A 23,220-nucleotide genomic window follows, 5' to 3' on the forward strand; every position below is an offset into this window, starting at 1 on the left:
GTGTAGGCGGTGCGGACCGGATCAAAGTAAGCGGCCTCAAGGAAGACGTTCACGGTCTCTTCGGTCACGCCGGACACTTCGCCACCCATGATACCACCAAGGCTTTCAACGCCCTGATCGTCCGAGATCGCGACCATGCCCTCTTGCAGGGTGTAGGTTTTTTCGTCCAGCGCCAGCAGCTCTTCACCACCCTTCGCGCGGTGCACACGCAGATCACCTTTCACCTTGTCCGCGTCAAAGACGTGCAGCGGGCGGTTGCGGTCGAAGGTGAAGAAGTTGGTGACGTCCACAAGGAACGAAATCGGGCGCAGGCCGATGGCCTTCAGCTGGTCCTGCAGCCACTGCGGCGAAGGGCCGTTTTTCACGCCACGGATGTAGCGGCCGTAGAATACGGGGCAAACGTCCAGCGTGTCTTCGTCGATGGTAACGTTGATCGGGCTATTGAACGTGCCTTCAACGGGGTCACAATCACGGGCCTTCAGGGTGCCCAGACCACGTGCCGCCAGATCGCGGGCAATGCCACGCACGCCCAGCGCATCGGCGCGGTTCGGGGTGATGGCGATCTCGATCACCGGATCAACCTTGGCCGGCTGGTTCGCCGCCATCCAGTCAGCAAAGTTTTCACCAACCTCGCCCGAGGGCAATTCAATGATGCCGTTGTGTTCGTCGGACAATTCCAGTTCCTTTTCCGACGCCATCATGCCGTGGCTTTCGACACCGCGGATTTTGCCGACAGAAATGGTGATATCCAGACCCGGAATGTAGGTGCCCGGCTTGGCCAGAACCACGGTGATCCCTGCCCGCGCATTGGGTGCGCCACAGACGATCTGGGTTTCGCCCTGATCGGTGTCGACCTTACAAACGCGCAGACGGTCCGCATCGGGGTGCTGTTCTGCCTCAAGGATCTTGGCGATGGTAAAATCGCGCAGCTTCTCGAGCGGGTTTTCAATACCTTCGACCTCAAGTCCAAGGTCGGTCAGCGCCTCCGCGATTTCATCAACGGATGCGTCTGTGTCCAGATGGGATTTGAGCCAGGAGAGCGTGAATTTCATCGCGGGCCTACCAGTGTGTTACTTGTGATGGGCGAATGCCCTTCGCGTTACGTGTTGGGGGACACCCCGTTGGAATCAGCGGCTCAGGCCACCGTGCAGCGTCGGCACATCGAGGCTTGCAAAGCCGTAGTGGCGCAGCCAGCGCAGGTCGCTGTCAAAGAAGGCCCGCAGATCGGGGATGCCGTATTTCAGCATCGCGATCCGGTCGATCCCCATGCCAAAGGCAAAGCCCTGCCATTCATCGGGGTTCACGCCAGCGGCCTGCAGCACTTTGGGGTGCACCATGCCCGAGCCCAGAACCTCAAGCCAGCCATCGCCTTCGCCGATCTTCAGCTGACCGTCTTCCCAAGAACACTGAATGTCGACCTCGGCCGAGGGTTCAGTGAAGGGGAAGTGCGACGCGCGGAAGCGGGTCTTGATGCCTTTGACCTCGAAGAAGGCGGCAAAGAATTCTTCCAGAACCCATTTCAGGTTCGCCATCGAGATGTCCTTATCGATGGCAAGGCCTTCGACCTGATGGAACATCGGCGTGTGGGTCTGGTCATAGTCGGCACGATACACACGGCCCGGCGCAATGATGCGGCAAGGCGCGCCGTGCTTTTCCATATGGCGGATCTGCACAGGGCTGGTGTGGGTGCGCAGCACGTGCGGCGGGCGATTATCGCCCTCGGCGCGGTGCATATAGAACGTGTCCATCTCGGCCCGCGCGGGGTGGTGGCCGGGGATGTTCAGCGCGTCGAAGTTATAGAAATCGGTGTCGATCTGCGGACCTTCGGCAACGGAGAACCCCATGTCGGCAAAGATCGTCGTGACCTCTTCGATCACCTGACTGACAGGGTGGATCGTGCCCACGCGCGTATCACGGGCCGGCAGCGTCACGTCCAGCCATTCGGCTTTCAGACGTTCGTTTAGCGCCGCATCTGCCAACGCTTCTTTCTTGGCTGACAGAGCTGTGTTGATCTCGTCCTTCAGCGCGTTCAGCTTGGGGCCCATGATCTGACGCTCTTCCGGCGTCATCTTGCCCAGCTCGCGCATTTTCAGGCTGATCTCGCCTTTTTTGCCAACTGCCTGCACACGCAGATCTTCCAGCGATGCTTCATCGCCAGCGTTCGCGATCAGATCGATATACTTGTCGCGCAGATCATCCATTTCACGGCCTCCGGAACCTTTTGCGCCTAGCTATCTGCTAGCCCGCTTTTGTGCAACCGAAGACGTCTAAGATCGCAAGGAAGACGTGCTATCCAATTGCACTTTAGCCAACGCACAAAACAAAAAGGGCTGCCGGATCGGCAGCCCTTTTCTAATTCCGGTGACGCGGTGGCTTAGGCAGCCAGTGCGCCTTTCGCCTGCTCAACGATCGCTGTGAACGCTTCGGGCTCGTGTACGGCCAGATCGGCCAGAACCTTACGGTCCACTTCGATGCCAGCCAGGTTCAGGCCGTTGATGAAGCGGGAGTATGTCAGCGCTTCGTCGTGTGCGCGAACAGCCGCGTTGATACGCTGGATCCACAGCGCGCGGAAATTGCGCTTACGGTTCTTGCGGTCGCGTGTTGCGTACTGGTTGGCCTTGTCTACGGCCTGACGGGCCACCTTGAAGGTGTTCTTACGACGACCGTAATAACCCTTGGCTGCCTTGATGACTTTCTTGTGACGGGCGTGGGTAGTTGTCCCACCTTTAACTCGTGCCATGTGTTCGGCTCCTTATACGATAAGTGGGATCAGCGGTCGTAGGGCATGTAGCCCTTGACGATTTTTGCGTCAGGCGCGGACAGAGTGGTCGAACCACGTGCGTCGCGAATGAACTTTTTGGTACGCTTGATCATGCCGTGACGCTTGCCAGCCTGGCCTGCAATCACTTTACCGTTTGCCGAAACCTTAAAGCGCTTTTTAGCGCTCGATTTGGTCTTCATCTTGGGCATTTCCGTCTCCTATTTGTCTTCGAGCGGTCAAAGTATCGCGCGACTCGGCATGCCACATCGGCCGGTCACGCGGGTGAAGATGGGCGCAGATAACGGGCTGCGCCCTGAATTGCAAGGGCTTAGGCCCCCTTAGTTCAGAATGTCGGCAATTATTTCATAAACAATCATAGCCGCCGAGCGGGGTGTATAGCCGCCTGGCTTCTCGCGCCATGCATAGGAAATGAAAATGATGGCAAGCGTGGCCATAATAATGCCCACCACGGGCTTCCTGCCGCCAGCCAGCGCCGACAGGAAGGACAGAAGTGACAGGCACAGCAGGAACAGCCCGAGAATCAGGCTGATATCCGGCTGAACGACGGTTGAAAAATAACCCATGGTAAAAATCCCGTAAATAAAACGGGATAATATTACTCTGGATCGGTGTTATAAATCAAACGTTCGTCACAGGGGGCCACGCGCAGAATGTTGGTGGTGCCCGGCGTGTTGAAGGGCACACCCGCAGTCACAACAATCTGGTCATCCTCGGTCGCATAGCCCAGCGCACGCGCAGCTTTGGCGGCGTTCACAACGGCCATTTTGAAGCGGTCCAGATCACCGGTCATGACGCATTTGGTGCCCCATGTCAGCGCCAGACGGCGCGCTGTGCGGCGCTGCGACGACAGGGCCAGAATCGGCACCGGCGGACGTTCGCGCGCAACTAGCAGCGCCGTAGTGCCGGACTGGGTGTAGCAGCAGATCGCCTTGATGTCGGTGGTTTCTGTGATCTCGCGCGCCGCAGCCACGATCGCGTCGTTGACCGTCGTCTTTTTGGCTTCGCGGGACTTCGACACGATATCCTGATAATTCGGATCGCTTTCCACTTCGACTGCGACATTGTTCATCGTGGTCACAGCTTCGATCGGATAAGCGCCGGCAGCAGATTCTGCAGACAGCATGATGGCATCTGCGCCCTCGTAGATCGCTGTAGCGACGTCAGAGACTTCGGCGCGGGTCGGCATCGGGCTTTCGATCATCGATTCCAGCATCTGGGTCGCAACGATCACCGGCTTGGCCGCCGCGCGGCTTTTGCGGATCAGGCGTTTCTGGATCGGCGGCACGTTCTGAACGGGCAGTTCCACGCCCAGATCGCCGCGCGCAACCATGATGCCGTCGGATACAGCCAGAATGTCTTCAAAGCTTTTGACTGCAGCGGGTTTTTCGATTTTGGACAGGATCGCCGCGCGGCCTTTGGCCAGATCGCGGGCCTCGTTCACGTCTTCGGGACGCTGGACGAACGACAGCGCCAGCCAGTCGACACCCAGTTCGCAGACGAATTCCAGATCCTTGCGGTCTTTCTCGGACAAAGCTGCCAGCGGCAGAACCACGTCAGGAACGTTCACACCCTTGCGGTTCGAAATGGTGCCACCGACAATCACTTCACACTCAGCAAAATCCTTGCCGAACGATGTGACTTTCAAGCGGATTTTACCGTCATTGACCAGAAGCGACGTGCCCTCTTCCAGCGCTGCAAAGATTTCGGGGTGCGGCAGACACACGCGGGTTGCGTCGCCCGGGGTCTTGTCCAGATCCAGACGGAAGCTCGCGCCTTCTTCAAGTTCCTCTTCGTCATTGGCAAATGTGCCGACACGAAGTTTCGGGCCCTGAAGGTCAGCCAGAATACCGATGGTCGAATTCAGGTCTTCTTCGACCTGACGAATAATCGCGTGGCGTTCGGCGATCTCTTCATGGGCACCGTGGCTCATGTTCAGGCGGAAAACGTCGGCGCCTGCTTCGTGAAGGGCGCGGATCATTTCGTAATCAGAAGAGGCCGGGCCAAGCGTGGCCACGATTTTCACATTACGACTGCGTTTCATGAACGTTCCTGCCTTTCGAAGTCTTTTCGGATCACCGTTAACGCTAACGGTTAGTGCCTTATTGCCTATTTCCCGCGCCCCCGCAACCTCTGCCGATACGAGCAGCTACCGGAACATTGCCATCACCGTTTGCACCGGAATGATTACCCTTATGTGACAGCATGCGGCCTTATCGTGCTTTATGACGGCTTGAACATAGCCGCCAAAACCCCATTGTTGTCCCAACCAAAGGAGACACCGCAATGGATGACCAGACCCGTATCGAGCTTGAGGCCGCCGCCTTCCGCCGCTTGCGTCAACACCTGATGGAAGACCGCACCGACGTGCAAAACATCGACATGATGAACCTTGCCGGTTTCTGCCGCAACTGCCTGTCGCGCTGGTATCAGGAAGCCGCCAACGAAAAAGGCATCGAAATGGGCAAAGAAGAGGCACGTGAGGTTTTTTACGGCATGACGATGGCCGACTGGAAAGCCAACTACCAGACCGACGCGTCGGACGACAAACAGAAGGCGTTCGAAAAAAGCTTTGCCGAGAATGTCGGCGACAAGGGCTAAGGCGCCCTGTCTTAGAAACAAAAACGGCGGCCACCGGGGCCGCCGTTTTGCGTTCTTAGCACCGGATCAAACGGCAGCTTTGCGCATCTCTTCCAGATAAATCTCACGCAGGCGCGCCACACGGGCACCCGGCGTGCCGTCGCCCAACTGGACACCATCGATTTCGATGACCGGCATAACGAATGCAGACGCCGACGAAATGAACGCCTCGTCACCGCCCTGCGCCTCTTCGATTGTGAAGTTGCGCTCTTCCACCTTCATCTGCGCCTCTTCCGCGAAACGCAGAACGGCCGCGCGGGTGATGCCGTGCAGAATGTCGTTGGACAGGGCACGTGTGACGATTGTGTTGCCCTTGATGAAATAGGCGTTGTTGGATGTGCCTTCGGTCACGAAACCGTCCTGCACCATCCACGCATCATCTGCGCCAGCCTTCTTTGCCATCATCTTACCCAGCGACGGGTACAGCAGCTGAACAGTTTTGATGTCGCGACGCCCCCAACGCTGGTCTTCGATCGAGATGATTTTCAGACCCTGCTTGGCCTTGGGGTCATTGCCCAGACCCGGCTTGTTCTGGGTGAACAGAACGATGGTCGGCTCTGTCGTTTCGGGATCAGGGAAAACAAAGTCACGGTCGTTCGGCGCGCCGCGTGTGATTTGCAGGTAAACCAGACCTTCTTCGATGTTGTTCAGACGCACCAGTTCGCGGTGCACCTCAAGCAGATCTTCTTTCGAGATCGGGTTCTTCATGTCCAGTTCGTTCAGCGAACGGGCAAGGCGCACAGCGTGGCCGTCAAAGTCGATCAGCTTGCCGTCCAGAACCGATGTCACCTCGTACACGCCGTCCGCCATCAGGAACGCGCGGTCAAAGATCGACACTTTGGCTTCGTTCTCGGGCAGGTATTCGCCGTTCAGGTATACGGTACGGGTCATCGTCGGGTACTCCGTCAAATCTGGCTGCGGCCCGATTTCAGGGCCTGGATATAAAGGCCGCGATCAGCCCCAAAGTGCGGCTTCCGGCGGATGAACGCCTGCATCGTCAAACACAAGCGGCTTGGCACGGTCTTCGGCCAGAAGAAGCGGCCCGTCAAGATCAGTGATCATCGCACCCTGCGCGACCAGTGTCGCAGGCGCCATAGCCAGAGACGACCCGACCATACAGCCAACCATAATGTCATAGCCCTGCTTTATCGCCTCATCCTTCAGCGCCAGCGCTTCTGTCAGGCCGCCGGTTTTATCCAGCTTGATGTTCACGACATCATACTTGCCCGCCAGTTTAGGCAGGCTTTCACGGTCATGGCAGCTTTCATCCGCGCAAACAGGCACAGGCCGGTCCATCCCGATCAGCGCATCATCGTCGCCAGCAGGAAGCGGTTGCTCGACCAAAGCCACGCCAAGGCGGACAAGATGCGGCGCCAGATCGGCATAGACGTCAGCCGACCAGCCTTCGTTTGCATCCACGATAATCCGTGCGTCAGGCGCACCCCGGCGCACCGCTTCCAATCGGGGCATATCATCCGGCGTGCCCAGTTTGATCTTTAGCAACGGGCGGAACGCATGCTTGCGCGCCTGCGCCTCCATCTCTTCCGGTGATGCAAGCGACAGGGTGTAAGCCGTAATCTCGGGCTCAGGCGCGGGCAAGCCGGCCAGCTCCCATACCCGTTTGCCGCTTGATTTCGCTTCCAAATCCCAAAGCGCGCAGTCAACGGCGTTGCGGGCGGCCCCCGCCGGAAGCAGGGACTGCAAAGCCTCGCGCGTCACATCCGCAGGCAGGCCTGCGATTTCCTCGGTCACGCTGTCCAGCGTTTCGTTATAACGTGCATAGGGCACACATTCGCCCCAACCGGTGACACCGTTCTTGGTCACCCGCACGGTCAGAACCTTGGCTTCGGTCCGTGACCCGCGGCTGATCGTAAACACCTCGGCCAGTTTGAACCGCTCGCGCTGAACAGAAATCACCTGTGACACCTCGTCTTTGATAACCCCCATTCCGATCACAACGCCTGCAGCGCTGCAACCAGCCTTTCTGCCCCATGGCGATAGGGATCGACTGTCGGCAGACCAAGACGCGCCTCAACCTCGGCGCAATAGGCTTTGGCGTCTTCCTCGCTCAGATGCTGGGTGTTCACCGACACGCCCACAACCTGACACTCGGCGTTCGCGACTTTTGCCATGGTCAGCGCCGTATCGCGTACTGCCTCAAGCGATGGCAGTTTGTAACCCGGCAGACCACGCATGTGTTCGCGTGTGGGTTCATGACACAGAATCAGAGCGTCAGGCTGCGATCCGTGGATCAACGCCATCGTCACGCCCGAGAACGATACGTGGAACAGGCTGCCCTGCCCTTCGACGACGTCCCAATGATCGTCGTCGTTGTCCGGTGTCAGCCACTCGATCGAGCCCGCCATAAAGTCAGCGATGACCGCGTCCAAAGGAACACCGTCGCCAGTGATCAGAATGCCGGTTTGCCCCGTCGCGCGGAATGTCGATTTCATCCCCGCCGCCCGCATGTCGCGGTCCAGCGCCAAGGCCGTGTACATCTTTCCCACAGAACAATCGGTCCCAACCGCCAGCACGCGTTTGCCCGTGCGTTTCACACCGTTGGCAATCGGATAATCGACGGTCGGAACGCGCACATCATGCAGCTCACGCCCCGTTTCGGCGGCTTTAGCCACCAGATCATCTTCTTCGCTTAGTAGATTGTGCAGACCCGAGGCCAGATCAAAGCCGTGATCCATCGCCGACAGCAGCACATCTTTCCAAAGGGGCGAAATCACGCCGCCGCGGTTTGCGACGCCAATAACCAGAGTACGTGCGCCAGCCTCATAGGCCTCGGCCAATGTCATATCCGCCAGCCCCATGTCTGCCTTGCACCCGTCCAGACGCAACTGTCCGACACAGTTTTCAGGCCGCCAGTCGTTGATGCCTTGGGCAACCTTCGCAGCAAGAGGATCCGGCGCGTCGCCGAGGAATAGAAGATAGGGGGTCTTGATCATGGCAGGCTCCTTTGGACTTGCCTGCAGCATGCGCCCCGTATTTTCGAAAAACTTCGCAAAAACCGTGTGATTCACGAAAACATCGGAAGAATTTCACACCTTTTTCAACTTTTATCGAAGAATATCCCACGATTCAGTACGCACACCGCAGCTTCGCACCATCACGAATCTCAAACCCGTCGCCGCGTCGCAGCGTTTTTTGCCGCAGGCGCAAAATCCACTTGCATCGCTATGGGTCATTTAATAACCCGTATGCCAGCGTATACGACATTTTCTTTCAACGAGGAGACGCGCCATGTCCTTCAAGATCCAGCCCACACCGGCTGCCCGCCTGAACCGTTGCCAACTTTTCGGACCGGGCTCGCGCCCTGCGATCTTTGAAAAAATGGCCGCCTCTGCTGCCGACGTTATCAACCTTGATCTTGAGGACTCGGTCGCGCCGACAGACAAGGATCAGGCCCGTAAGAACGTGATCGAAGCCATCGGCGACGTCGACTGGGGCACAAAAACCCTGTCCGTGCGTATCAACGGTCTGGACACACCGTTCTGGTACCGCGACGTGGTGGATATCCTTGAAAACGCGTCGGATCGTATCGACCAGATCATGATCCCCAAAGTGGGCTGCGCCGCAGACCTTTATGCCGTTGACGCGCTGGTCACTGCGGTCGAGGCCGCCAAGGGCCGCACAAAGCCGATCAAGTTCGAAGTGATCATCGAATCTGCAGCAGGCATTTCCCACGTAGAAGAAATCGCAGCCGCCACCCCGCGCCTTGAGGCCATGAGCCTTGGCGCCGCTGACTTCGCAGCCTCTATGGGCATGGCGACAACCGGCATCGGTGGCACGCAGGAAAACTACTACATGCACCGCGAAAGCCAGAAATACTGGTCCGACCCGTGGCACTGGGCACAGGCGGCCATCGTTGCAGCCTGCCGCACACACGGCGTTCTGCCGGTCGATGGCCCCTTCGGCGACTTCTCGGACGACGAAGGTTTCCGCGCACAGGCGCTGCGTTCGGCGACGCTGGGCATGGTCGGAAAATGGGCGATCCACCCCAAGCAGGTCGCACTGGCGAACGAAGTCTTCACCCCGTCCGAAGCGGCTGTGACCGAGGCCCGCGAAATTCTGGAAGCGATGGAAGCGGCCAAGGCCCGCGGCGAAGGCGCGACCGTTTACAAAGGCCGTCTGGTCGACATCGCGTCGATCAAACAGGCCGAGGTGATCGTGCGTCAGGCCGAAAAAATCGGTCTCTGATCTTTACCTGACATCAACGAAAGGGCGTGCAGATTTTGCGCGCCCTTTTTCATTTGTGGGTCAAGGTCTTTACCTTACGCGTCAGGACTGAGAAACCGTAACCCATGCAATCGTCACCGACCTTCTTTGAAACCGGCGCGTTGATCGGTGTTCTCACGACCCAGCCTTTGGATCGTGTGTTGGACTATCGCGCCCCCGAAGGTGGTTGTTTTGTCGGCGCGTTTGTCGAGGTACCGCTTGGCCCGCGCAAGGTGTTGGGCGTTGTCTGGGGACCGGGACAGGGCAATTGGGATATTTCCAAAGTCCGATCAGTGATCCGAACGCTCGACGCCCCGCCGATGCGCGAAGAAATGCAGGCCTTCCTGACGAAAGCAGGCGATTATACCCTGACACCGATGTCCGCGATGCTGCGCCTTGCCACCCGCGCACCCGGCTTGGGCGATCCGCCCTCGATGCGCAAAATCTATCGTCTGGGCGAAGGCCGCCCCGAACGGGAAACCGATGCCCGTCGCCGCGTCCTGGCCGCGCTTGAGGAACTGGGCGGCCTGTCCCTGACCCTTGGCGAACTTGCCGAAGCTGCCGGCGTCACGCAATCGGTGGTCAAAGGTTTGGTCAAACTGGGCTGCGTCCGCGAAGAAGAAAGCCCGCGCGACACCGCGTTTCCCTATCTCGATCCGGACCTGCCATCCAAAGATCTGGCCGAGGATCAGGCGCAAGCCGCAGCGCATCTGCGTGACAAGGTGAAATCGGGCACCTACGGCACCACGCTGCTGCACGGCGTCACCGGTTCAGGCAAAACCGAGGTCTATCTTGAGGCCGTCGCAGAATGTCTGCGCCAAGGGCGCCAGGCGCTGGTGTTGCTGCCCGAAATTGCCCTGACCGCCGAATTCCTGACCCGCGTTCAGGAACGCTTTGGCGCAAAGCCCGCTGAATGGCATTCCGGCGTCACCATGACCGAACGCCGTCGCGTCTGGAAAATGATCGGCGAAGGCTCGGCTCAGATGGTGATCGGCGCGCGGTCGGCGCTGTTCCTGCCCTTCCAGCAACTTGGCCTGATCGTGGTAGATGAAGAACACGACACATCCTACAAGCAGGAGGAAGGCGTGCTCTATAACGCCCGCGACATGGCGGTTCTTCGGGCATCACTGAACGGCGCGCAGGTGGTTCTCGCATCCGCTACGCCCAGCCTTGAAACTTGGGCGAATGCCGAGGCCGGCAAATACGAAAAACTGACGTTGAAATCGCGGTTCGGCGAATCCGTGATGCCGGAAATGCGCGCGCTGGATATGCGTGGGGAAAAGCTACCGTCGGATCGCTGGATATCCGAACAACTGCGCGTCGCCGTGCAGATGCGGGTCGATGCAGGTGAACAGGCGCTCTTGTTCCTGAACCGTCGTGGCTATGCGCCCATCACAATCTGCCGCGCTTGCGGGCATCAGGTGGGCTGCGAACACTGCGACGCGCGGATGGTTGAACATAGGTTCCTGAAACGCCTGATCTGCCACCAATGCGGGGAAAGCGCACCGATCCCCGATAAATGCCCATCGTGCGAGGCGGAGGGCCGCATGGCCCCTGTTGGTCCGGGGGTTGAACGGTTGGCCGAAGAAGCCGAAAAGCTGTTCCCAGACGCACGCATCTCGGTTCTGTCATCGGACATGTACGGATCGGCCCGCGCGTTGAAGGCCGAGATTGAAGGCATCGCCAATGGCGGCGCGGACATCATTATCGGCACCCAACTTGTGGCCAAGGGGCACAACTTTCCCCTGTTGACCTTGGTTGGTGTGATTGATGCGGACTTGGGTCTGCAAGGCTCTGACCTGCGTGCCGCCGAACGGACCTTCCAGTTGATGCGGCAGGTGGCTGGCCGCGCAGGTCGTGCGGTGAAACCCGGCATTGCGCTGCTGCAAAGCTATCAGCCGGAACACCCTGTCATTCGCGCGATCCTGAACGGGGATGAGGAAAACTTCTGGCAGGCCGAGGCCGACGAACGCCGCGCCGCCGGAATGCCCCCCTTCGGGCGCATGGCAGGGATCATTCTGTCGTCCACCGACGTGCAAGAGGTGTTCGATCTGGGCAACGCGCTTGCCCGCAATGACGCAGCCTTGCGCCGGATTGGTGCGCAGGTCTTTGGCCCCGCCCCTGCGCCGATTGCACGGGTGCGCGGGCGGCATCGTGTCAGATTGCTGGTGAAGGCCGACAAAGGCGCGCCGCTACAGGCCGCTTTGGCCGATTGGGTGCGTCCCTATAAGCTGAAAGGCGATCTCAGGCTGGCGATCGATATCGATCCGCAAAGCTTTTACTGAGGGTCGTTCTGATCCGGTGCTTCCTGACCAACGCCCAGAAATACCCATTTGAACGGCAGAGCCCAGACGATGCCAAGCACAATGTAGATCAGTAGCTCGACCAGAATGGGCGGGCGCTCCAGCCATGTCACAAGGCTGGAGGCCACAACGATATAAACCGGCAAACCGACAATCAGGATCAACAGCGCGAGGCGTTTTTTCGTCTTGTGGCTTGCCATGTCTTAACCTCAGTCCGCGAAGGGGTCCGTCACGAGGATCGTGTCCTCACGCTCGGGCGAGGTGGAAAGTAGAGCGACAGGGCATTCGATCAACTCTTCGACGCGGCGCACGTATTTGATCGCCTCAGCCGGAAGATCCGCCCAGCTGCGCGCGCCTTCTGTCGATTCGCTCCAACCCTTCATCTCTTCATAGATGGGTGTGCAGCGTGCCTGCTGGTCTGCCGCTGTCGGCAGATAGTCCAGCTTTTCGCCGTCCAGCTCATAGCCCACGCAGATTTTCAGCGTCTCGAAACCATCCAGAACGTCCAGCTTGGTCAGAGAGATGCCGTTCACGCCCGATGTCGCACAGGTCTGACGCACTAGGCAGGCATCGAACCAGCCACAGCGGCGCTTGCGGCCTGTTGTGGTGCCGAATTCATGACCACGTTCACCCAGACGCTGACCATCTTCATCATGCAGCTCAGTCGGGAACGGGCCTTCGCCAACGCGGGTTGTGTAGGCTTTGACGATGCCCAGAACGTAATCGATTGCGCCGGGGCCAATGCCTGTGCCTGTGGCTGCCTGACCGGCGATGACGTTGGACGACGTAACAAAGGGGTATGTTCCGAAATCGATGTCCAGCAGCGCGCCTTGCGCACCTTCGAACAGGATACGCTTACCGGCTTTGCGCTTTTCGTTCATCACCTTCCAGACCGGCGCGGCATAGCGCAGGATTTCCGGTGCGATTTCCTTGAGTTGCGCGATCAAACCGTCACGATCGATGGGCTCAAGTCCCAGACCGGAACGCAGTGCATTGTGGTGAACCAAGGCACGATCAACGCGCAGTTCCAGCGTTGCATCGTCCGCCAGATCGGCAACGCGGATCACGCGGCGGCCAACCTTGTCTTCGTACGCGGGGCCAATGCCGCGGCCTGTTGTGCCGATCTTGGCAACGCTGTTCTGACCTTCGCGGGCGCGATCCAGTTCGCCGTGGAACGGCAGGATCAGCGGCGTGTTTTCCGCAATCATCAGTGTCTCGGGCGTGATTTCGACACCTTGGCCGCGGATCGTTTCGATCTCTTTCAGAAGGTGCCACGGGTCCAGAACAACACCGTTGCCAATGACCGACAGCTTGCCACCACGAACAACACCCGAGGGCAGCGCGTGCAGTTTGTAGACGTTTCCGTCGATCACCAAGGTATGGCCGGCGTTGTGACCACCTTGGAACCGCGCGATGACATCTGCGCGTTCGCTGAGCCAGTCTACAATCTTGCCTTTGCCTTCGTCGCCCCACTGGGCGCCCACGACGACCACGTTAGCCATGTCTACGAAACCTTCCGTTGCGATGGGAGTAACCGGCGCCGTCTTACAGAGGTCAGGCGGCGGTGGAAACCACGAATCTTTTCGCAAATTGCCGAAAGATGATTTTTCGCGTCAAAAGGCCGCCATAGATTATAGACGCTTTGCCGCAAACCCGTCGCAAATGATCATTCGCCCATCAGAACCAATGTGTTCAGATCGGCGACATCGATGATCAAATCGGTTGCCTGCCCATCGACATCAAAAACAATGGTGCCGGATGTCAAAACGCCATTCGCCAAAAGAACCGTTCCTTGCTGGAAGAACGCGCCTTCGCCAGTAACGTCGACAGCTGCGCTGAACCCGGCCTCACCCCCTGTTTCAAAGGTGCGGGTGCCCGTCAGAGTTCCGGCCAAAGGAATTGTAAACGTCGTGTTGCCCTGACTACCAGCGCCACGGTTGACCGACCCTGTCCCGCTGACCGTTCCATCAAAGCTGTAGAGTAGTGTGGCTTCTTCTGTGCCAACAATCGGGTTGTCATCAGCATCCAAATCCACCGCGGTCTCGTATTCGTTGAAGTTCGTTGCCGAGGCCGTCAGCGTGTTTGAGTCAAAAAAGAACGTGCCCGACATATCGCCGACAATAATGTTCACGGCGTCCGCGTCTGTCGGCACATATAAGTTGCCCGACATTGTCGCAGTCCCTGTCAGGGCCGTTTCCTCTGCAAGGTCAGTTTCATCGACAGGGTTGTTCACCGACGCGGAAAGGGAATCGAATTGGGCCGGAAGGTTGTCGCCAAATTCGGGATCGGGCGTAACGCCACCACCACCTGTACCGGTGGACGTCGATCCGCCACCACCACCGCCGCCACAAGCCGCCAATGAAAAGGCCCCGAACAAGAGAGCGATAGTCGAATTTTTCATTTTATCATTTCCACATCAACGTCAGGGATCAGTAGGCTGTAACCGCCCAAGGCTCAACATCCGGAAGCGGCATTCTGCCTATCGAGAACACGCTAGGACAAAGCACGAATTAAGCCAACCTGGGCAAAACCCGCGTTTTTTCGCGATTTTTACCGTCGCCCCATGAAACAACCTCGTCCTTGGGTATGATAACGTCTGAACGCGACCTCATTTCAATCACGTTCCGGCGAAACGCGCGGCCTCGGGTTGAAGAGGCCATTTGCATGCATAGATGTTGCTTGGTACTGCGCCGATAGGTGGGTTGCGCCATCCGCATCTATGCCCTACACAGCGCCGCATCCGAAATTCTTGGTCAGGTCCCAATGGAAAACGTCATTCTCGTCATCCACCTGTTGCTGGCGCTTGCGCTGATCGGCGTTGTTCTTATGCAACGTTCCGAAGGAGGCGGCCTTGGCATGGGCGGCGGTGGCGGCGGCGGTGCCGTATCGGCCCGTTCTGCGGGGACAGCTCTTGGCAAACTGACCTGGATTCTTGGCGTCGCCTTTATCTGCACCACGCTGACACTGACAGTGATTGCTGCATCCAAAGCCTCTGGCGTGTCTGTTATGGATCGTCTTGGCGGTGCGACTGCGCCTGCCGCAGAAACCGACAGCTCGCTGCCGGGTCTGGACACTGACGGCCTGCTGCCGCCGCCCTCTGCGGGCGACACCGGCGACGCACCGCTGGTTCCGCGCGCGGACTAAAACCACCATACATTGAGGAACGATAACCAACCGCAACAGCATCTTGCGGTTGGGTAGACAGAGTGCTGCGAATCCTCTATAGCTTAAATCCCGTGATGCTGCGGTCTGAGTGGACCGTGGGAGGGCGTAAATTGCCTTCAATCGCTCAACGAAATGGCAAGAAAATCACGGGGTTCGGGCCACATGGCACGCTTTATCTTTATTACTGGCGGTGTTGTTTCTTCTTTGGGGAAGGGACTTGCATCGGCGGCGCTGGGTGCTTTGCTGCAAGCACGCGGATATTCGGTTCGACTGAGAAAGCTTGATCCCTACCTGAACGTCGATCCCGGCACGATGTCGCCTTTTGAACATGGCGAAGTTTTCGTAACAGACGATGGCGCGGAAACCGACCTTGATCTGGGCCACTACGAACGTTTCACAGGCGTTCCCGCGCGCAAGACCGACTCGATCTCGTCCGGCCGCATCTACACCAACGTTTTGGAGAAAGAGCGTCGCGGCGACTATCTGGGCAAAACCATTCAGGTGATTCCGCACGTCACGAACGAGATCAAGGATTTCATCTCGATCGGCGAAGACGAAGTCGATTTCATGCTGTGTGAAATCGGCGGCACCGTGGGCGACATCGAAGGTCTGCCCTTCTTCGAAGCCATCCGCCAGTTTTCCCAAGACAAACCCCGCGGCGAATGTATTTTCATGCACCTGACGCTGCTGCCCTACATCAAGGCCTCGGGTGAGCTGAAAACCAAGCCGACACAGCACTCGGTTAAGGAACTGCGTTCCATCGGTCTGGCGCCTGATCTTCTGGTGTGCCGGTCCGAAGGCCCGATCCCCCGCAAAGAACGCGAAAAACTGGCGCTGTTCTGTAACGTGCGCCCTGACGCCGTGATTGCAGCGCAGGATCTGAAATCGATCTACGAGGCCCCGCTGGCCTATCATCGCGAAGGTCTGGATCAGGCTGTTCTGGACGCGTTCCAGATCAACCCTGCCCCACGCCCGAACCTGACCCGTTGGGAAGATGTGGCAGACCGCATCTACAACCCCGAAGGTCAGGTCAACGTCGCCATCGTCGGCAAGTACACCCAGCTGGAAGATGCTTACAAATCCATCGCCGAGGCGCTGACACACGGAGGCATGGCCAACCGTGTAAAAGTGAACATCGAATGGGTGGATGCGGAAATCTTCGACAAGGAAGATCCGACACCGCATCTGCAAGGCTACCACGCGATCCTTGTTCCCGGTGGTTTTGGTGAACGTGGGACCGAAGGCAAAATCAAAGCCGCCCAGTTCGCCCGTGAACACAATGTGCCTTACTTGGGCATTTGTCTGGGTATGCAGATGGCGGTTATCGAAGCGGCGCGGAACGTGGCTGGCATGGACCGCGCGGGCTCGGAAGAATTCGACCACGAAGCTGGAAAAAAACGTTTTGAACCAGTCGTTTACCACCTTAAGGAATGGGTTCAGGGCAACGAAAAGGTCAATCGTTCCGTGGCTGATGACAAAGGCGGCACAATGCGCCTTGGTGCCTATGACGCGGTTCTGACCGAAGGGTCCAAAGTGGCGGAAATCTATGGCACGACAGCCATCGATGAACGCCACCGTCACCGTTATGAGGTCGACATTTCCTACAAGGACAAGCTGGAAGAATGCGGTCTTCAGTTCTCGGGTATGTCGCCGGACGGCAAACTGCCCGAGATTGTGGAATGGAAAGACCACCCGTGGTTCATCGGCGTTCAGTTCCACCCGGAACTGAAGTCCAAACCCTTTGCGCCGCATCCGCTGTTCAAAGATTTCATCCGCGCGGCCAAGGACATTTCCCGACTGGTTTAAACACGTCCATCACAGGCCGTCCGACACCCCCAAGGGCGGCCATCAGGGCCGCCTTTTTGACTTTCTCGTCCCGAAATCCTTAAACAGTCGTACTTAGCCAAGTTGCGCCGTGCCTTCGCGCGCGGCTAGCGTTGTGTCGGCCACTCGAAAAAGCTAACAGGCCAGCATGCTATCGTATCAACACGCCTTTCATGCCGGTAATCTGGCCGATGTTCACAAGCACGCCATTCTGGCGGATGTGCTTGCCTATCTGACGCTGAAAGACAAACCCATCAGCTACATGGAAACCCACGCGGGCCGTGCGCTGTATGATTTGTCGGGCGACGAGGCACAGAAAACGCAAGAAGCAGCTGGCGGTGTAGCACGTCTGGAGGATGCGCTGCCCAGCGACCATCCTTATCGCCAGACGCTTGCACGCATCCGCAATGAACATGGCGCAAACGCCTATCCGGGCTCTCCTTTGATCGCGAAGGCGTTGTTGCGCCCGACCGATACGGTGCATCTGTCCGAACTGCACCCACAGGAACACGCCGCACTGAGGAATACCATCAGGGGCGCTAATATCTATAATCGCGACGGCTTTGAAACCGCGATTAGCCTGTGCCCCCCAATGCCCCGTCGCGGTTTGCTGCTGTGCGATCCGTCATGGGAAATAAAGGACGACTACAGCTATCTGCCCAAGTTCTTTGGCCAGATCGCCCAGAAATGGAACGTCGGCATTCTGGCGCTGTGGTATCCGATTCTGACCAGCGCAGCGCACAAGCCGATGATCAAATCCCTGGAACAAAAATTTCCCGACGCGTTGAAAAGCGAAGTCCGCTTTCCGCCGGTTCGGGAAGGCCACCGGATGGTCGGGTCAGGCATGTTCCTCGTGAACCCGCCCTACGGGCTGACAGACAAGATCAAAAAGATCGAAGCGATCTTTGCCCGCCTCTGAAGCTTGGAAAACCCGATATCGCGATTAGGTACATCATATGTTTGCAGATTTTCTAAAGCGCCTGACTTCGCCCAGCCCGCAACCGCTGGCTGACCCTGATGCCCGCCTTGCGGTCTCTGCCCTTTTGGTGCGCGTTGCACGTTCTGACGGGCATTTCAGCCCAGCGGAACGTAGCAAAATTCTGGACGTTCTGGCCCATCGTTATGATCTGAACGACGTAGAGGCAGAAACGCTTGCCAAGGATGCCGAGCAGCTGGAATCCGAAGCCCCTGACACCGTGCGCTTTACCCGCGCCATCAAGAATGCAGTCCCGTTCGAGACGCGGATCACCGTGATCGAAGCACTGTGGGAGGTGGTTCTGGCCGATGGTGGGCGCGACGCCTCAGAAGATTCGCTTGTCCGGCTGGTATCCGGTCTTTTGGGCGTGACAGATCAGGAAAGCGCGCGCGCACGTCAAAGGGTGAGCGCCTCGAATTAAGTCGCGCCGCGACGTAAAATTGATTATCGGGTCAATAACCTGCAACTGTCACATATTGCGCGTTGCAAATACCTCCTGACTTGAACCATGCTTGCGCCAACCGAAACCAATACGAACGCGCCGAAAGTGAACCAACCCGCTCCAGTCATTGAAATCCGCGATCTGCACAAAAGCTATGGATCGCTGGAAGTTCTGAAAGGCGTCGATATCACCGCCAAGCGCGGTGACGTCGTGTCGCTGATCGGGTCTTCGGGTTCGGGCAAATCCACGCTTTTGCGGTGCTGTAATCTTCTGGAAGACAGCCAGAAGGGCGACATCCTGTTCAAAGGCGAACCCGTTCGTTGGAAAACACATGGCTCGGATCGTCATCCGGCCGACACCAAGCAGGTGATGCGTATCCGCACAAACCTGTCGATGGTGTTTCAACAGTTTAACCTCTGGGCGCACATGACCATTCTGGAAAATGTCATGGAAGCCCCTGTCACCGTACTGGGACGGGACAAAAAAGAGGTTGAAGAAAAGGCGCGTGGTTATCTGCATAAGGTCGGGATCGGGGCCAAAACCGAAGCGTATCCCGCCGAACTGTCAGGTGGCCAACAGCAGCGCGCCGCCATTGCACGCGCTTTGTGCATGGAACCCGAAGCTTTGCTGTTTGACGAACCCACTTCCGCCCTAGATCCGGAACTGGAACAAGAAGTCGTGAAGGTTATTAAAGATCTGGCCAGTGAAGGCCGGACGATGCTGATCGTGACACATGACATGAAAATGGCGGCTGACGTCAGTGATCATGTCGTGTTTCTACATCAGGGCCTGATCGAGGAAGAAGGGGCACCTGAACGCCTATTCGGGTCCCCAAGTTCGGAACGCCTGCGCGGTTTTCTGAGCTCTACAATGCCTGCGTAAATTTTCGCGGCGACCAAGACACTGGGAGAGACACATGAAGAAACTTATTATTGCGACGGCGGCACTGGCTGTGTCCGCAGGCGCGGTTTTCGCTGAAGGCCATGCCAAAACTGTACGTCTGGGCACCGAAGGCGCCTACCCTCCGTACAACTTCCTGAACGATGCCGGCGAAGTCGACGGCTTTGAACGCGTTCTGGGCGACGAGCTGTGCAAGCGCGCCGAACTGACCTGCGAGTGGGTAACAAACGACTGGGATTCGATCATTCCGAACCTTGTGTCGGGCAACTACGATGCGATCATCGCGGGTATGTCGATCACAGCCGAGCGTGACGAAGTCATCGACTTCACGTCGAACTACACACAGCCCGATCCGTCCGCCTATCTGGCACTGGATGGCGCGTCCGTTGATTTCGCAGGTGGCGTGATCGCGGCACAGGCCGGCACAATCCAAGCCAGCCACATCGCGTCTTCCGGCGCGACGCTGGTTGAGTTCGCGACACCCGACGAAACCATTGCAGCGGTTCGCAACGGCGAAGCAGACGCGGTTCTGGCGGACAAAGCATACCTGTCGCCCATCGCGGAAGAATCCGCTGACGTGGCCATCGTTGGTGAAGACGTCCTTCTGGGCGGCGGCATCGGCATGGGCATCCGCGAAAGCGACACCGAATTGAAAGAGAAATTCTCGGCCGCGATCGACTCGATGAAGGCAGACGGTTCGCTGAACGCCCTGATCGAAGAATGGCTGCCCGGTTCGGCAACGTTCTAATCTTCTGACATAGGGAAAGGCCCGTCGCGGCCTTTCCCGTTTTTTGCGCCAAAGGTTCTTGCCGCCGTGGATTGTACCGACCCGAGCATACTGTCCGGCTTCAATTGGATGCTGTGCTACCTGACCACGGGCAAGCACATGGCGCTTTACGTGTCGGTTGGCACGGTTCTTTTGCTTTTGTCCATCACGGCACCTGTGGCGCTGGCCTTCGGTTTTGGTGGCGCGAGCGCTGCGCGGTCGCGGTTTCTGCCGCTCAGCTGGCTTGGCAAAGGCTATATCGCGATTGTGCGTGGCGTGCCCGACATCGCCTTTTTCCTGTTTTTCGTCATCGCCTTGGACCAAGCGTTCGAGTGGCTGCGCCATCAGTTGAAGTGCCCCGATTGGGATGAGCCCATCCGCCAAGGCAATGATTTCGTGGTCTGCGCAGCAGCCAAACTGCCATTGGGCACCTCGCCACAGTGGATGCATGAAACCTACGGTTTTTTCCTTGCCGTCCTGACCTTCTCAATCGTCTTTGGCGCCTTTGCGGCCAACGTGCTTTATGGCGCGATGAAGGCCGTTCCCCGCGCCCAGATCGAAACAGCCGAGGCCTATGGCATGTCGCGCCGTCAGACGTTCTGGCGCATTCTTGTGCCGCAGATGTGGGTCTATGCCTTGCCCGGCCTGTCGAACCTGTGGATGGTGCTGATCAAGGCAACGCCGCTGCTGTTCCTGCTTGGTATCGAAGACATCGTCTATTGGGCCCGCGAACTGGGTGGCGCAAAAACGGCGCGGTTCACCGACTATCCCCATGGCGACTGGCGCATGTGGTACTTCTTTGCGCTGCTGATCTTCTACCTGAGCTTCACCAAAGTGTCCGAGGTCGTTCTGGACCGCATCATGGCCCGCCTGACCAAAGGCCAAGCCACCGCCGCTGGCGAAGCACAACGGAAGGCGGCGGTATGAGCTGTTGGGAAACAATCGCTGACTACGGCCTGCGGTCTATCGGCTATGGCGAACGCCTGTTGCCGCGTGAAGGGTTCACGCTCTGCCAGCAGTTCACGCTGATCGGATCGGGCCTGCTGTGGAATATCTACTTCGGCGTTCTGGCACTGGCATCGGGCTTTGCTCTGGCGACAGCTGTGGCGATGGGCAAGGCATCCAAGAACCCTGTAATCCGCAAAATCTCGGACTGGTTCATCTTTATATTCCGTGGCTCGCCGCTGTTCATCCAGTTCTTCTTTGCCTACTTCCTGTTCCTATCGCTGAAACAGGTCAGCCCCTTCTTTGACATGTTCACATCCGCATGGCTGGGCGCGCTGATCGTTCTATTCCTGAACACCGCCGCCTATTCAGGCGAGATTTTCTATGGCGCGCTGCAATCGATCCCCAAGGGCGATATCGAGGCCGCAGATGCCTATGGCCTGACAGGTTGGTCACGGTTCAAACGCATCACGTGGCCCACCATGCTGCGCCTTGCGTGGCCCGCCTATACGAACGAAGCGATCTTTCTGTTCCATTCGACGACGCTTGTCTTTTTCTCGGGCTTTCCCGCGTGGCAACAGCGGGGCGACGCGCTGTATTACGCGAACTACTTTGCCGACAAAACGTTCAACCCGTTCGTGCCCTACCCCATTCTTGCGGGCTATTTCATTCTGCTGACCTTGGTGATCATCGGTCTGTTCGGCATCATGAACCGCCGACTGAACCGTCACCTGCCGGAAAATCGCCGCAGCAAGATCAAGCCGCGCATGAACCTGATCCGATAGCCTGCAAAACAGGCAAACCGGAAAGGGTGCTGTTTTCTTTGGCAACACAAAGCTTGCCAGATGACTCATATCGACGCTATCAATAATTTGATCAAATTATACGAGCCACCAATGTCCAACGCGACCATCAAGAACTATCTTCGCAAAAATCCCCAAATCAGAACAATCCGCGTCGCGGCCTGTGACTTGAACGGCCAGCCCCGTGGCAAACGGGTCCCGACGCGCTTTGCGGATAAGGTTGTCGAAGATGGCACGCGCTTTCCGCTTTCGGTTCTGAACCTGGACATCTGGGGCGAAGATATCGACGACAGTCCGCTGGTGTTTGAATCCGGCGACCGTGATGGCGTTCTGCGTCCGACCGATCGTGGCTTTATCCCGATGCCGTGGCTCGAGGCGCCCACTGCCCTTCTGCCGATCTGGATGTTTCATGAAAACGGAACACCCTACGATGGCGACCCCCGTCAGGCCCTGCGTGCGGTGATCGAACGCTACAAGGCGCGCGGTCTGACGCCATGCGTCGCGATGGAGCTTGAGTTCTTTCTGATCGACGACTCCGGTCGCAAGCTGGAAGTGCCGATTTCCCCCCGCTCGGGCAAACGCCGCAAGGCTGCAGAAACCCTGTCGATCCGCGCGCTGGATCAGTTCGACGTGTTCTTCACCGATCTCTATGACGCCTGCGAAGCGATGGACATTCCCGCCGACACCGCGATTTCCGAAGCAGGTCTGGGCCAGTTCGAAATCAACCTGATGCACGGCGAAGATGCCCTGCGCGCGGCAGATGATGCATGGCTTTTCAAAATGCTGGTGCGCGGTCTGGCGCGTCGCCACGGCTTTGCGGCCTCGTTCATGGCGAAACCCTATGAGGATTACGCGGGTTCCGGCATGCACACGCATTTCTCTGTTCTGGATGAAGAGGGCAAAAACGTATTCGACGATGGCGGCCCCAAAGGCACCGACACCCTGCGCCACGCCGTAGCCGGTTGCCTGAACGCGATGCAGGATTCTGCGCTGGTCTTTGCACCGCATCTGAATTCTTACGACCGCCTTGTGCCTGACGCCCATGCCCCGACCGGATTGTGCTGGGCGTATGAAAACCGCACCGCCGCAATCCGTATTCCGTCAGGCAGCCCCGCCGCGCGTCGTATCGAACACCGTGTCGCAGGTGGGGACGTGAACCCATACCTCAGCCTTGCCGCAATCCTGGGTGCCGCGTTGAACGGGATCGAAGACGGCAAAGAGCCGCCTGCACCGATCAATGGCAACGCCTATGCCCAAGAGATGGAGCATATGCCCACCGATTGGCAAACCGCCATCGACCGCTTTGAGGCCAGCCCTGAAATGCCGCGCATCTTCTCTAAAGAACTGATACGCAACTTCGTTCTGACCAAGAAACAAGAGCTGTTCTACATGGCCGAACTTTCCCCGACCGAGCAGGTGGAAATCTATCTCGACACCGTTTGACGGGGGCAGG

The 23,220-nt window shown here is 58.0% G+C and carries 24 protein-coding genes; 12 read left to right on the forward strand and 12 right to left on the reverse strand.

Annotated features, from left to right (window positions below; genetic code table 11):
* The 6 genes from ytpR to pyk all read right to left on the reverse strand — a co-directional run.
* Window positions 1-1,052 (reverse strand): YtpR family tRNA-binding protein (ytpR, locus tag AC4FIA_RS10355; RefSeq protein WP_490365785.1); only part of this gene is annotated, 1,052 nt, incomplete at its 3' end.
* Window positions 1,053-1,127: 75 nt separating this feature from the next.
* Complete coding sequence (gene pheS / locus AC4FIA_RS10360) at window positions 1,128-2,201, reverse strand: phenylalanine--tRNA ligase subunit alpha (protein WP_287476316.1); 1,074 nt, start codon at window positions 2,199-2,201, stop codon at window positions 1,128-1,130.
* Between the two features lie 173 nt (window positions 2,202-2,374).
* Window positions 2,375-2,740: a 50S ribosomal protein L20 gene (rplT, locus tag AC4FIA_RS10365; protein ID WP_103908746.1), complete on the reverse strand. Its 366-nt coding sequence runs from the start codon at window positions 2,738-2,740 to the stop codon at window positions 2,375-2,377.
* A gap of 29 nt (window positions 2,741-2,769) precedes the next feature.
* Window positions 2,770-2,970: a 50S ribosomal protein L35 gene (gene rpmI, locus AC4FIA_RS10370; RefSeq protein WP_103908747.1), complete on the reverse strand. Its 201-nt coding sequence runs from the start codon at window positions 2,968-2,970 to the stop codon at window positions 2,770-2,772.
* A gap of 129 nt (window positions 2,971-3,099) precedes the next feature.
* On the reverse strand, window positions 3,100-3,345 hold the full coding sequence (locus AC4FIA_RS10375; RefSeq protein WP_103908748.1) for a hypothetical protein: 246 nt from the start codon (window positions 3,343-3,345) through the stop codon (window positions 3,100-3,102).
* A 32-nt stretch (window positions 3,346-3,377) separates the two neighbouring features.
* On the reverse strand, window positions 3,378-4,823 hold the full coding sequence (gene pyk / locus AC4FIA_RS10380; protein ID WP_287476317.1) for a pyruvate kinase: 1,446 nt from the start codon (window positions 4,821-4,823) through the stop codon (window positions 3,378-3,380).
* A gap of 242 nt (window positions 4,824-5,065) precedes the next feature.
* Here pyk and AC4FIA_RS10385 point away from each other — a divergent pair, with 242 nt between their 5' ends.
* Window positions 5,066-5,380: a DUF1244 domain-containing protein gene (locus AC4FIA_RS10385; protein WP_103908750.1), complete on the forward strand. Its 315-nt coding sequence runs from the start codon at window positions 5,066-5,068 to the stop codon at window positions 5,378-5,380.
* Between the two features lie 66 nt (window positions 5,381-5,446).
* On the opposite strand, the gene AC4FIA_RS10390 is transcribed toward AC4FIA_RS10385, so the two are convergent.
* From AC4FIA_RS10390 to dgcN, 3 genes are all read right to left on the reverse strand, one after another.
* A complete protein-coding gene (locus AC4FIA_RS10390; protein WP_490365786.1) occupies window positions 5,447-6,310 on the reverse strand; it encodes a D-amino-acid transaminase in 864 nt (287 codons plus the stop codon).
* A 63-nt stretch (window positions 6,311-6,373) separates the two neighbouring features.
* A complete protein-coding gene (gene dgcA, locus AC4FIA_RS10395; RefSeq protein ID WP_490365787.1) occupies window positions 6,374-7,366 on the reverse strand; it encodes an N-acetyl-D-Glu racemase DgcA in 993 nt (330 codons plus the stop codon).
* Between the two features lie 5 nt (window positions 7,367-7,371).
* Window positions 7,372-8,373, reverse strand: coding sequence for an N-acetyltransferase DgcN (dgcN, locus tag AC4FIA_RS10400; RefSeq protein ID WP_490365788.1), 1,002 nt, complete (start codon window positions 8,371-8,373; stop codon window positions 7,372-7,374).
* Between the two features lie 295 nt (window positions 8,374-8,668).
* Between dgcN and AC4FIA_RS10405 the strand changes: the two genes are divergently transcribed.
* Window positions 8,669-9,625 (forward strand): L-malyl-CoA/beta-methylmalyl-CoA lyase, encoded by a 957-nt coding sequence (locus AC4FIA_RS10405; protein WP_490365789.1) that lies wholly within the window; start codon window positions 8,669-8,671, stop codon window positions 9,623-9,625.
* A 104-nt stretch (window positions 9,626-9,729) separates the two neighbouring features.
* Window positions 9,730-11,928: a primosomal protein N' gene (locus AC4FIA_RS10410; RefSeq protein ID WP_490365790.1), complete on the forward strand. Its 2,199-nt coding sequence runs from the start codon at window positions 9,730-9,732 to the stop codon at window positions 11,926-11,928.
* Here the strand turns inward: AC4FIA_RS10410 and AC4FIA_RS10415 are convergent.
* The 3 genes from AC4FIA_RS10415 to AC4FIA_RS10425 all read right to left on the reverse strand — a co-directional run bounded on the left by AC4FIA_RS10415 (window position 11,922) and on the right by AC4FIA_RS10425 (window position 14,347).
* Window positions 11,922-12,146 (reverse strand): DUF2842 domain-containing protein, encoded by a 225-nt coding sequence (locus AC4FIA_RS10415; RefSeq protein WP_490365791.1) that lies wholly within the window; start codon window positions 12,144-12,146, stop codon window positions 11,922-11,924. The two genes, AC4FIA_RS10410 and AC4FIA_RS10415, sit on opposite strands and share 7 nt — an antisense overlap.
* A gap of 9 nt (window positions 12,147-12,155) precedes the next feature.
* Complete coding sequence (locus AC4FIA_RS10420) at window positions 12,156-13,448, reverse strand: adenylosuccinate synthase (RefSeq protein WP_490365792.1); 1,293 nt, start codon at window positions 13,446-13,448, stop codon at window positions 12,156-12,158.
* Between the two features lie 164 nt (window positions 13,449-13,612).
* Complete coding sequence (locus tag AC4FIA_RS10425) at window positions 13,613-14,347, reverse strand: hypothetical protein (protein ID WP_490365793.1); 735 nt, start codon at window positions 14,345-14,347, stop codon at window positions 13,613-13,615.
* 362 nt (window positions 14,348-14,709) lie between these two features.
* On the opposite strand from AC4FIA_RS10425, the gene secG reads away from it, so the two are divergent.
* The 9 genes from secG (at window position 14,710) to AC4FIA_RS10470 (ending at window position 23,210) form a co-directional block, all read left to right on the forward strand.
* Window positions 14,710-15,090: a preprotein translocase subunit SecG gene (secG, locus tag AC4FIA_RS10430; RefSeq protein ID WP_103908759.1), complete on the forward strand. Its 381-nt coding sequence runs from the start codon at window positions 14,710-14,712 to the stop codon at window positions 15,088-15,090.
* Window positions 15,091-15,273: 183 nt separating this feature from the next.
* Window positions 15,274-16,917 carry a CTP synthase gene (gene pyrG / locus AC4FIA_RS10435; RefSeq protein WP_490365794.1) on the forward strand — a complete coding sequence of 548 codons (1,644 nt, stop codon included), beginning with the start codon at window positions 15,274-15,276 and terminating at the stop codon, window positions 16,915-16,917.
* A gap of 166 nt (window positions 16,918-17,083) precedes the next feature.
* Entirely contained in the window at window positions 17,084-17,854 is a 771-nt protein-coding gene (locus AC4FIA_RS10440; RefSeq protein ID WP_490365795.1) for a 23S rRNA (adenine(2030)-N(6))-methyltransferase RlmJ, read from the forward strand.
* 37 nt (window positions 17,855-17,891) lie between these two features.
* Complete coding sequence (locus tag AC4FIA_RS10445; protein WP_490365796.1) at window positions 17,892-18,332, forward strand: tellurite resistance TerB family protein; 441 nt, start codon at window positions 17,892-17,894, stop codon at window positions 18,330-18,332.
* A gap of 126 nt (window positions 18,333-18,458) precedes the next feature.
* Window positions 18,459-19,235, forward strand: coding sequence for an ABC transporter ATP-binding protein (locus AC4FIA_RS10450; RefSeq protein WP_490365917.1), 777 nt, complete (start codon window positions 18,459-18,461; stop codon window positions 19,233-19,235).
* A 34-nt stretch (window positions 19,236-19,269) separates the two neighbouring features.
* The gene (locus AC4FIA_RS10455; protein ID WP_490365797.1) at window positions 19,270-20,001 is read left to right on the forward strand and encodes a transporter substrate-binding domain-containing protein; all 732 of its coding nucleotides are present in this window, start codon (window positions 19,270-19,272) and stop codon (window positions 19,999-20,001) included.
* Window positions 20,002-20,109: 108 nt separating this feature from the next.
* Window positions 20,110-20,946 (forward strand): ABC transporter permease, encoded by an 837-nt coding sequence (locus tag AC4FIA_RS10460; protein WP_490365918.1) that lies wholly within the window; start codon window positions 20,110-20,112, stop codon window positions 20,944-20,946.
* Window positions 20,943-21,749, forward strand: a complete 807-nt coding sequence (locus tag AC4FIA_RS10465; protein ID WP_490365798.1) for an ABC transporter permease — start codon at window positions 20,943-20,945, stop codon at window positions 21,747-21,749. The genes AC4FIA_RS10460 and AC4FIA_RS10465 overlap by 4 nt, the downstream gene beginning before the upstream one ends.
* A 126-nt stretch (window positions 21,750-21,875) precedes the next feature.
* On the forward strand, window positions 21,876-23,210 hold the full coding sequence (locus AC4FIA_RS10470; RefSeq protein WP_490365919.1) for a glutamine synthetase family protein: 1,335 nt from the start codon (window positions 21,876-21,878) through the stop codon (window positions 23,208-23,210).
* Window positions 23,211-23,220 lie beyond the last annotated feature (10 nt).

The organism is Thalassococcus sp. (assembly GCF_982780845.1).

What these genes read in the sequence shown, in the direction of transcription:
- pheS (WP_287476316.1), bottom strand. Translation starts at nt 2,201, where the DNA reads ATGGATGATCTGCGCGACAAGTATATCGATCTGATCGCGAACGCTGGC.
- rplT (WP_103908746.1), bottom strand. Translation starts at nt 2,740, where the DNA reads ATGGCACGAGTTAAAGGTGGGACAACTACCCACGCCCGTCACAAGAAA.
- rpmI (WP_103908747.1), bottom strand. Translation starts at nt 2,970, where the DNA reads ATGCCCAAGATGAAGACCAAATCGAGCGCTAAAAAGCGCTTTAAGGTT.
- AC4FIA_RS10375 (WP_103908748.1), bottom strand. Translation starts at nt 3,345, where the DNA reads ATGGGTTATTTTTCAACCGTCGTTCAGCCGGATATCAGCCTGATTCTC.
- pyk (WP_287476317.1), bottom strand. Translation starts at nt 4,823, where the DNA reads ATGAAACGCAGTCGTAATGTGAAAATCGTGGCCACGCTTGGCCCGGCC.
- AC4FIA_RS10385 (WP_103908750.1), top strand. Translation starts at nt 5,066, where the DNA reads ATGGATGACCAGACCCGTATCGAGCTTGAGGCCGCCGCCTTCCGCCGC.
- AC4FIA_RS10390 (WP_490365786.1), bottom strand. Translation starts at nt 6,310, where the DNA reads ATGACCCGTACCGTATACCTGAACGGCGAATACCTGCCCGAGAACGAA.
- dgcA (WP_490365787.1), bottom strand. Translation starts at nt 7,366, where the DNA reads ATGGGGGTTATCAAAGACGAGGTGTCACAGGTGATTTCTGTTCAGCGC.
- dgcN (WP_490365788.1), bottom strand. Translation starts at nt 8,373, where the DNA reads ATGATCAAGACCCCCTATCTTCTATTCCTCGGCGACGCGCCGGATCCT.
- AC4FIA_RS10405 (WP_490365789.1), top strand. Translation starts at nt 8,669, where the DNA reads ATGTCCTTCAAGATCCAGCCCACACCGGCTGCCCGCCTGAACCGTTGC.
- AC4FIA_RS10410 (WP_490365790.1), top strand. Translation starts at nt 9,730, where the DNA reads ATGCAATCGTCACCGACCTTCTTTGAAACCGGCGCGTTGATCGGTGTT.
- AC4FIA_RS10415 (WP_490365791.1), bottom strand. Translation starts at nt 12,146, where the DNA reads ATGGCAAGCCACAAGACGAAAAAACGCCTCGCGCTGTTGATCCTGATT.
- AC4FIA_RS10420 (WP_490365792.1), bottom strand. Translation starts at nt 13,448, where the DNA reads ATGGCTAACGTGGTCGTCGTGGGCGCCCAGTGGGGCGACGAAGGCAAA.
- AC4FIA_RS10425 (WP_490365793.1), bottom strand. Translation starts at nt 14,347, where the DNA reads ATGAAAAATTCGACTATCGCTCTCTTGTTCGGGGCCTTTTCATTGGCG.
- secG (WP_103908759.1), top strand. Translation starts at nt 14,710, where the DNA reads ATGGAAAACGTCATTCTCGTCATCCACCTGTTGCTGGCGCTTGCGCTG.
- pyrG (WP_490365794.1), top strand. Translation starts at nt 15,274, where the DNA reads ATGGCACGCTTTATCTTTATTACTGGCGGTGTTGTTTCTTCTTTGGGG.
- AC4FIA_RS10440 (WP_490365795.1), top strand. Translation starts at nt 17,084, where the DNA reads ATGCTATCGTATCAACACGCCTTTCATGCCGGTAATCTGGCCGATGTT.
- AC4FIA_RS10445 (WP_490365796.1), top strand. Translation starts at nt 17,892, where the DNA reads ATGTTTGCAGATTTTCTAAAGCGCCTGACTTCGCCCAGCCCGCAACCG.
- AC4FIA_RS10455 (WP_490365797.1), top strand. Translation starts at nt 19,270, where the DNA reads ATGAAGAAACTTATTATTGCGACGGCGGCACTGGCTGTGTCCGCAGGC.
- AC4FIA_RS10460 (WP_490365918.1), top strand. Translation starts at nt 20,110, where the DNA reads ATGCTGTGCTACCTGACCACGGGCAAGCACATGGCGCTTTACGTGTCG.
- AC4FIA_RS10465 (WP_490365798.1), top strand. Translation starts at nt 20,943, where the DNA reads ATGAGCTGTTGGGAAACAATCGCTGACTACGGCCTGCGGTCTATCGGC.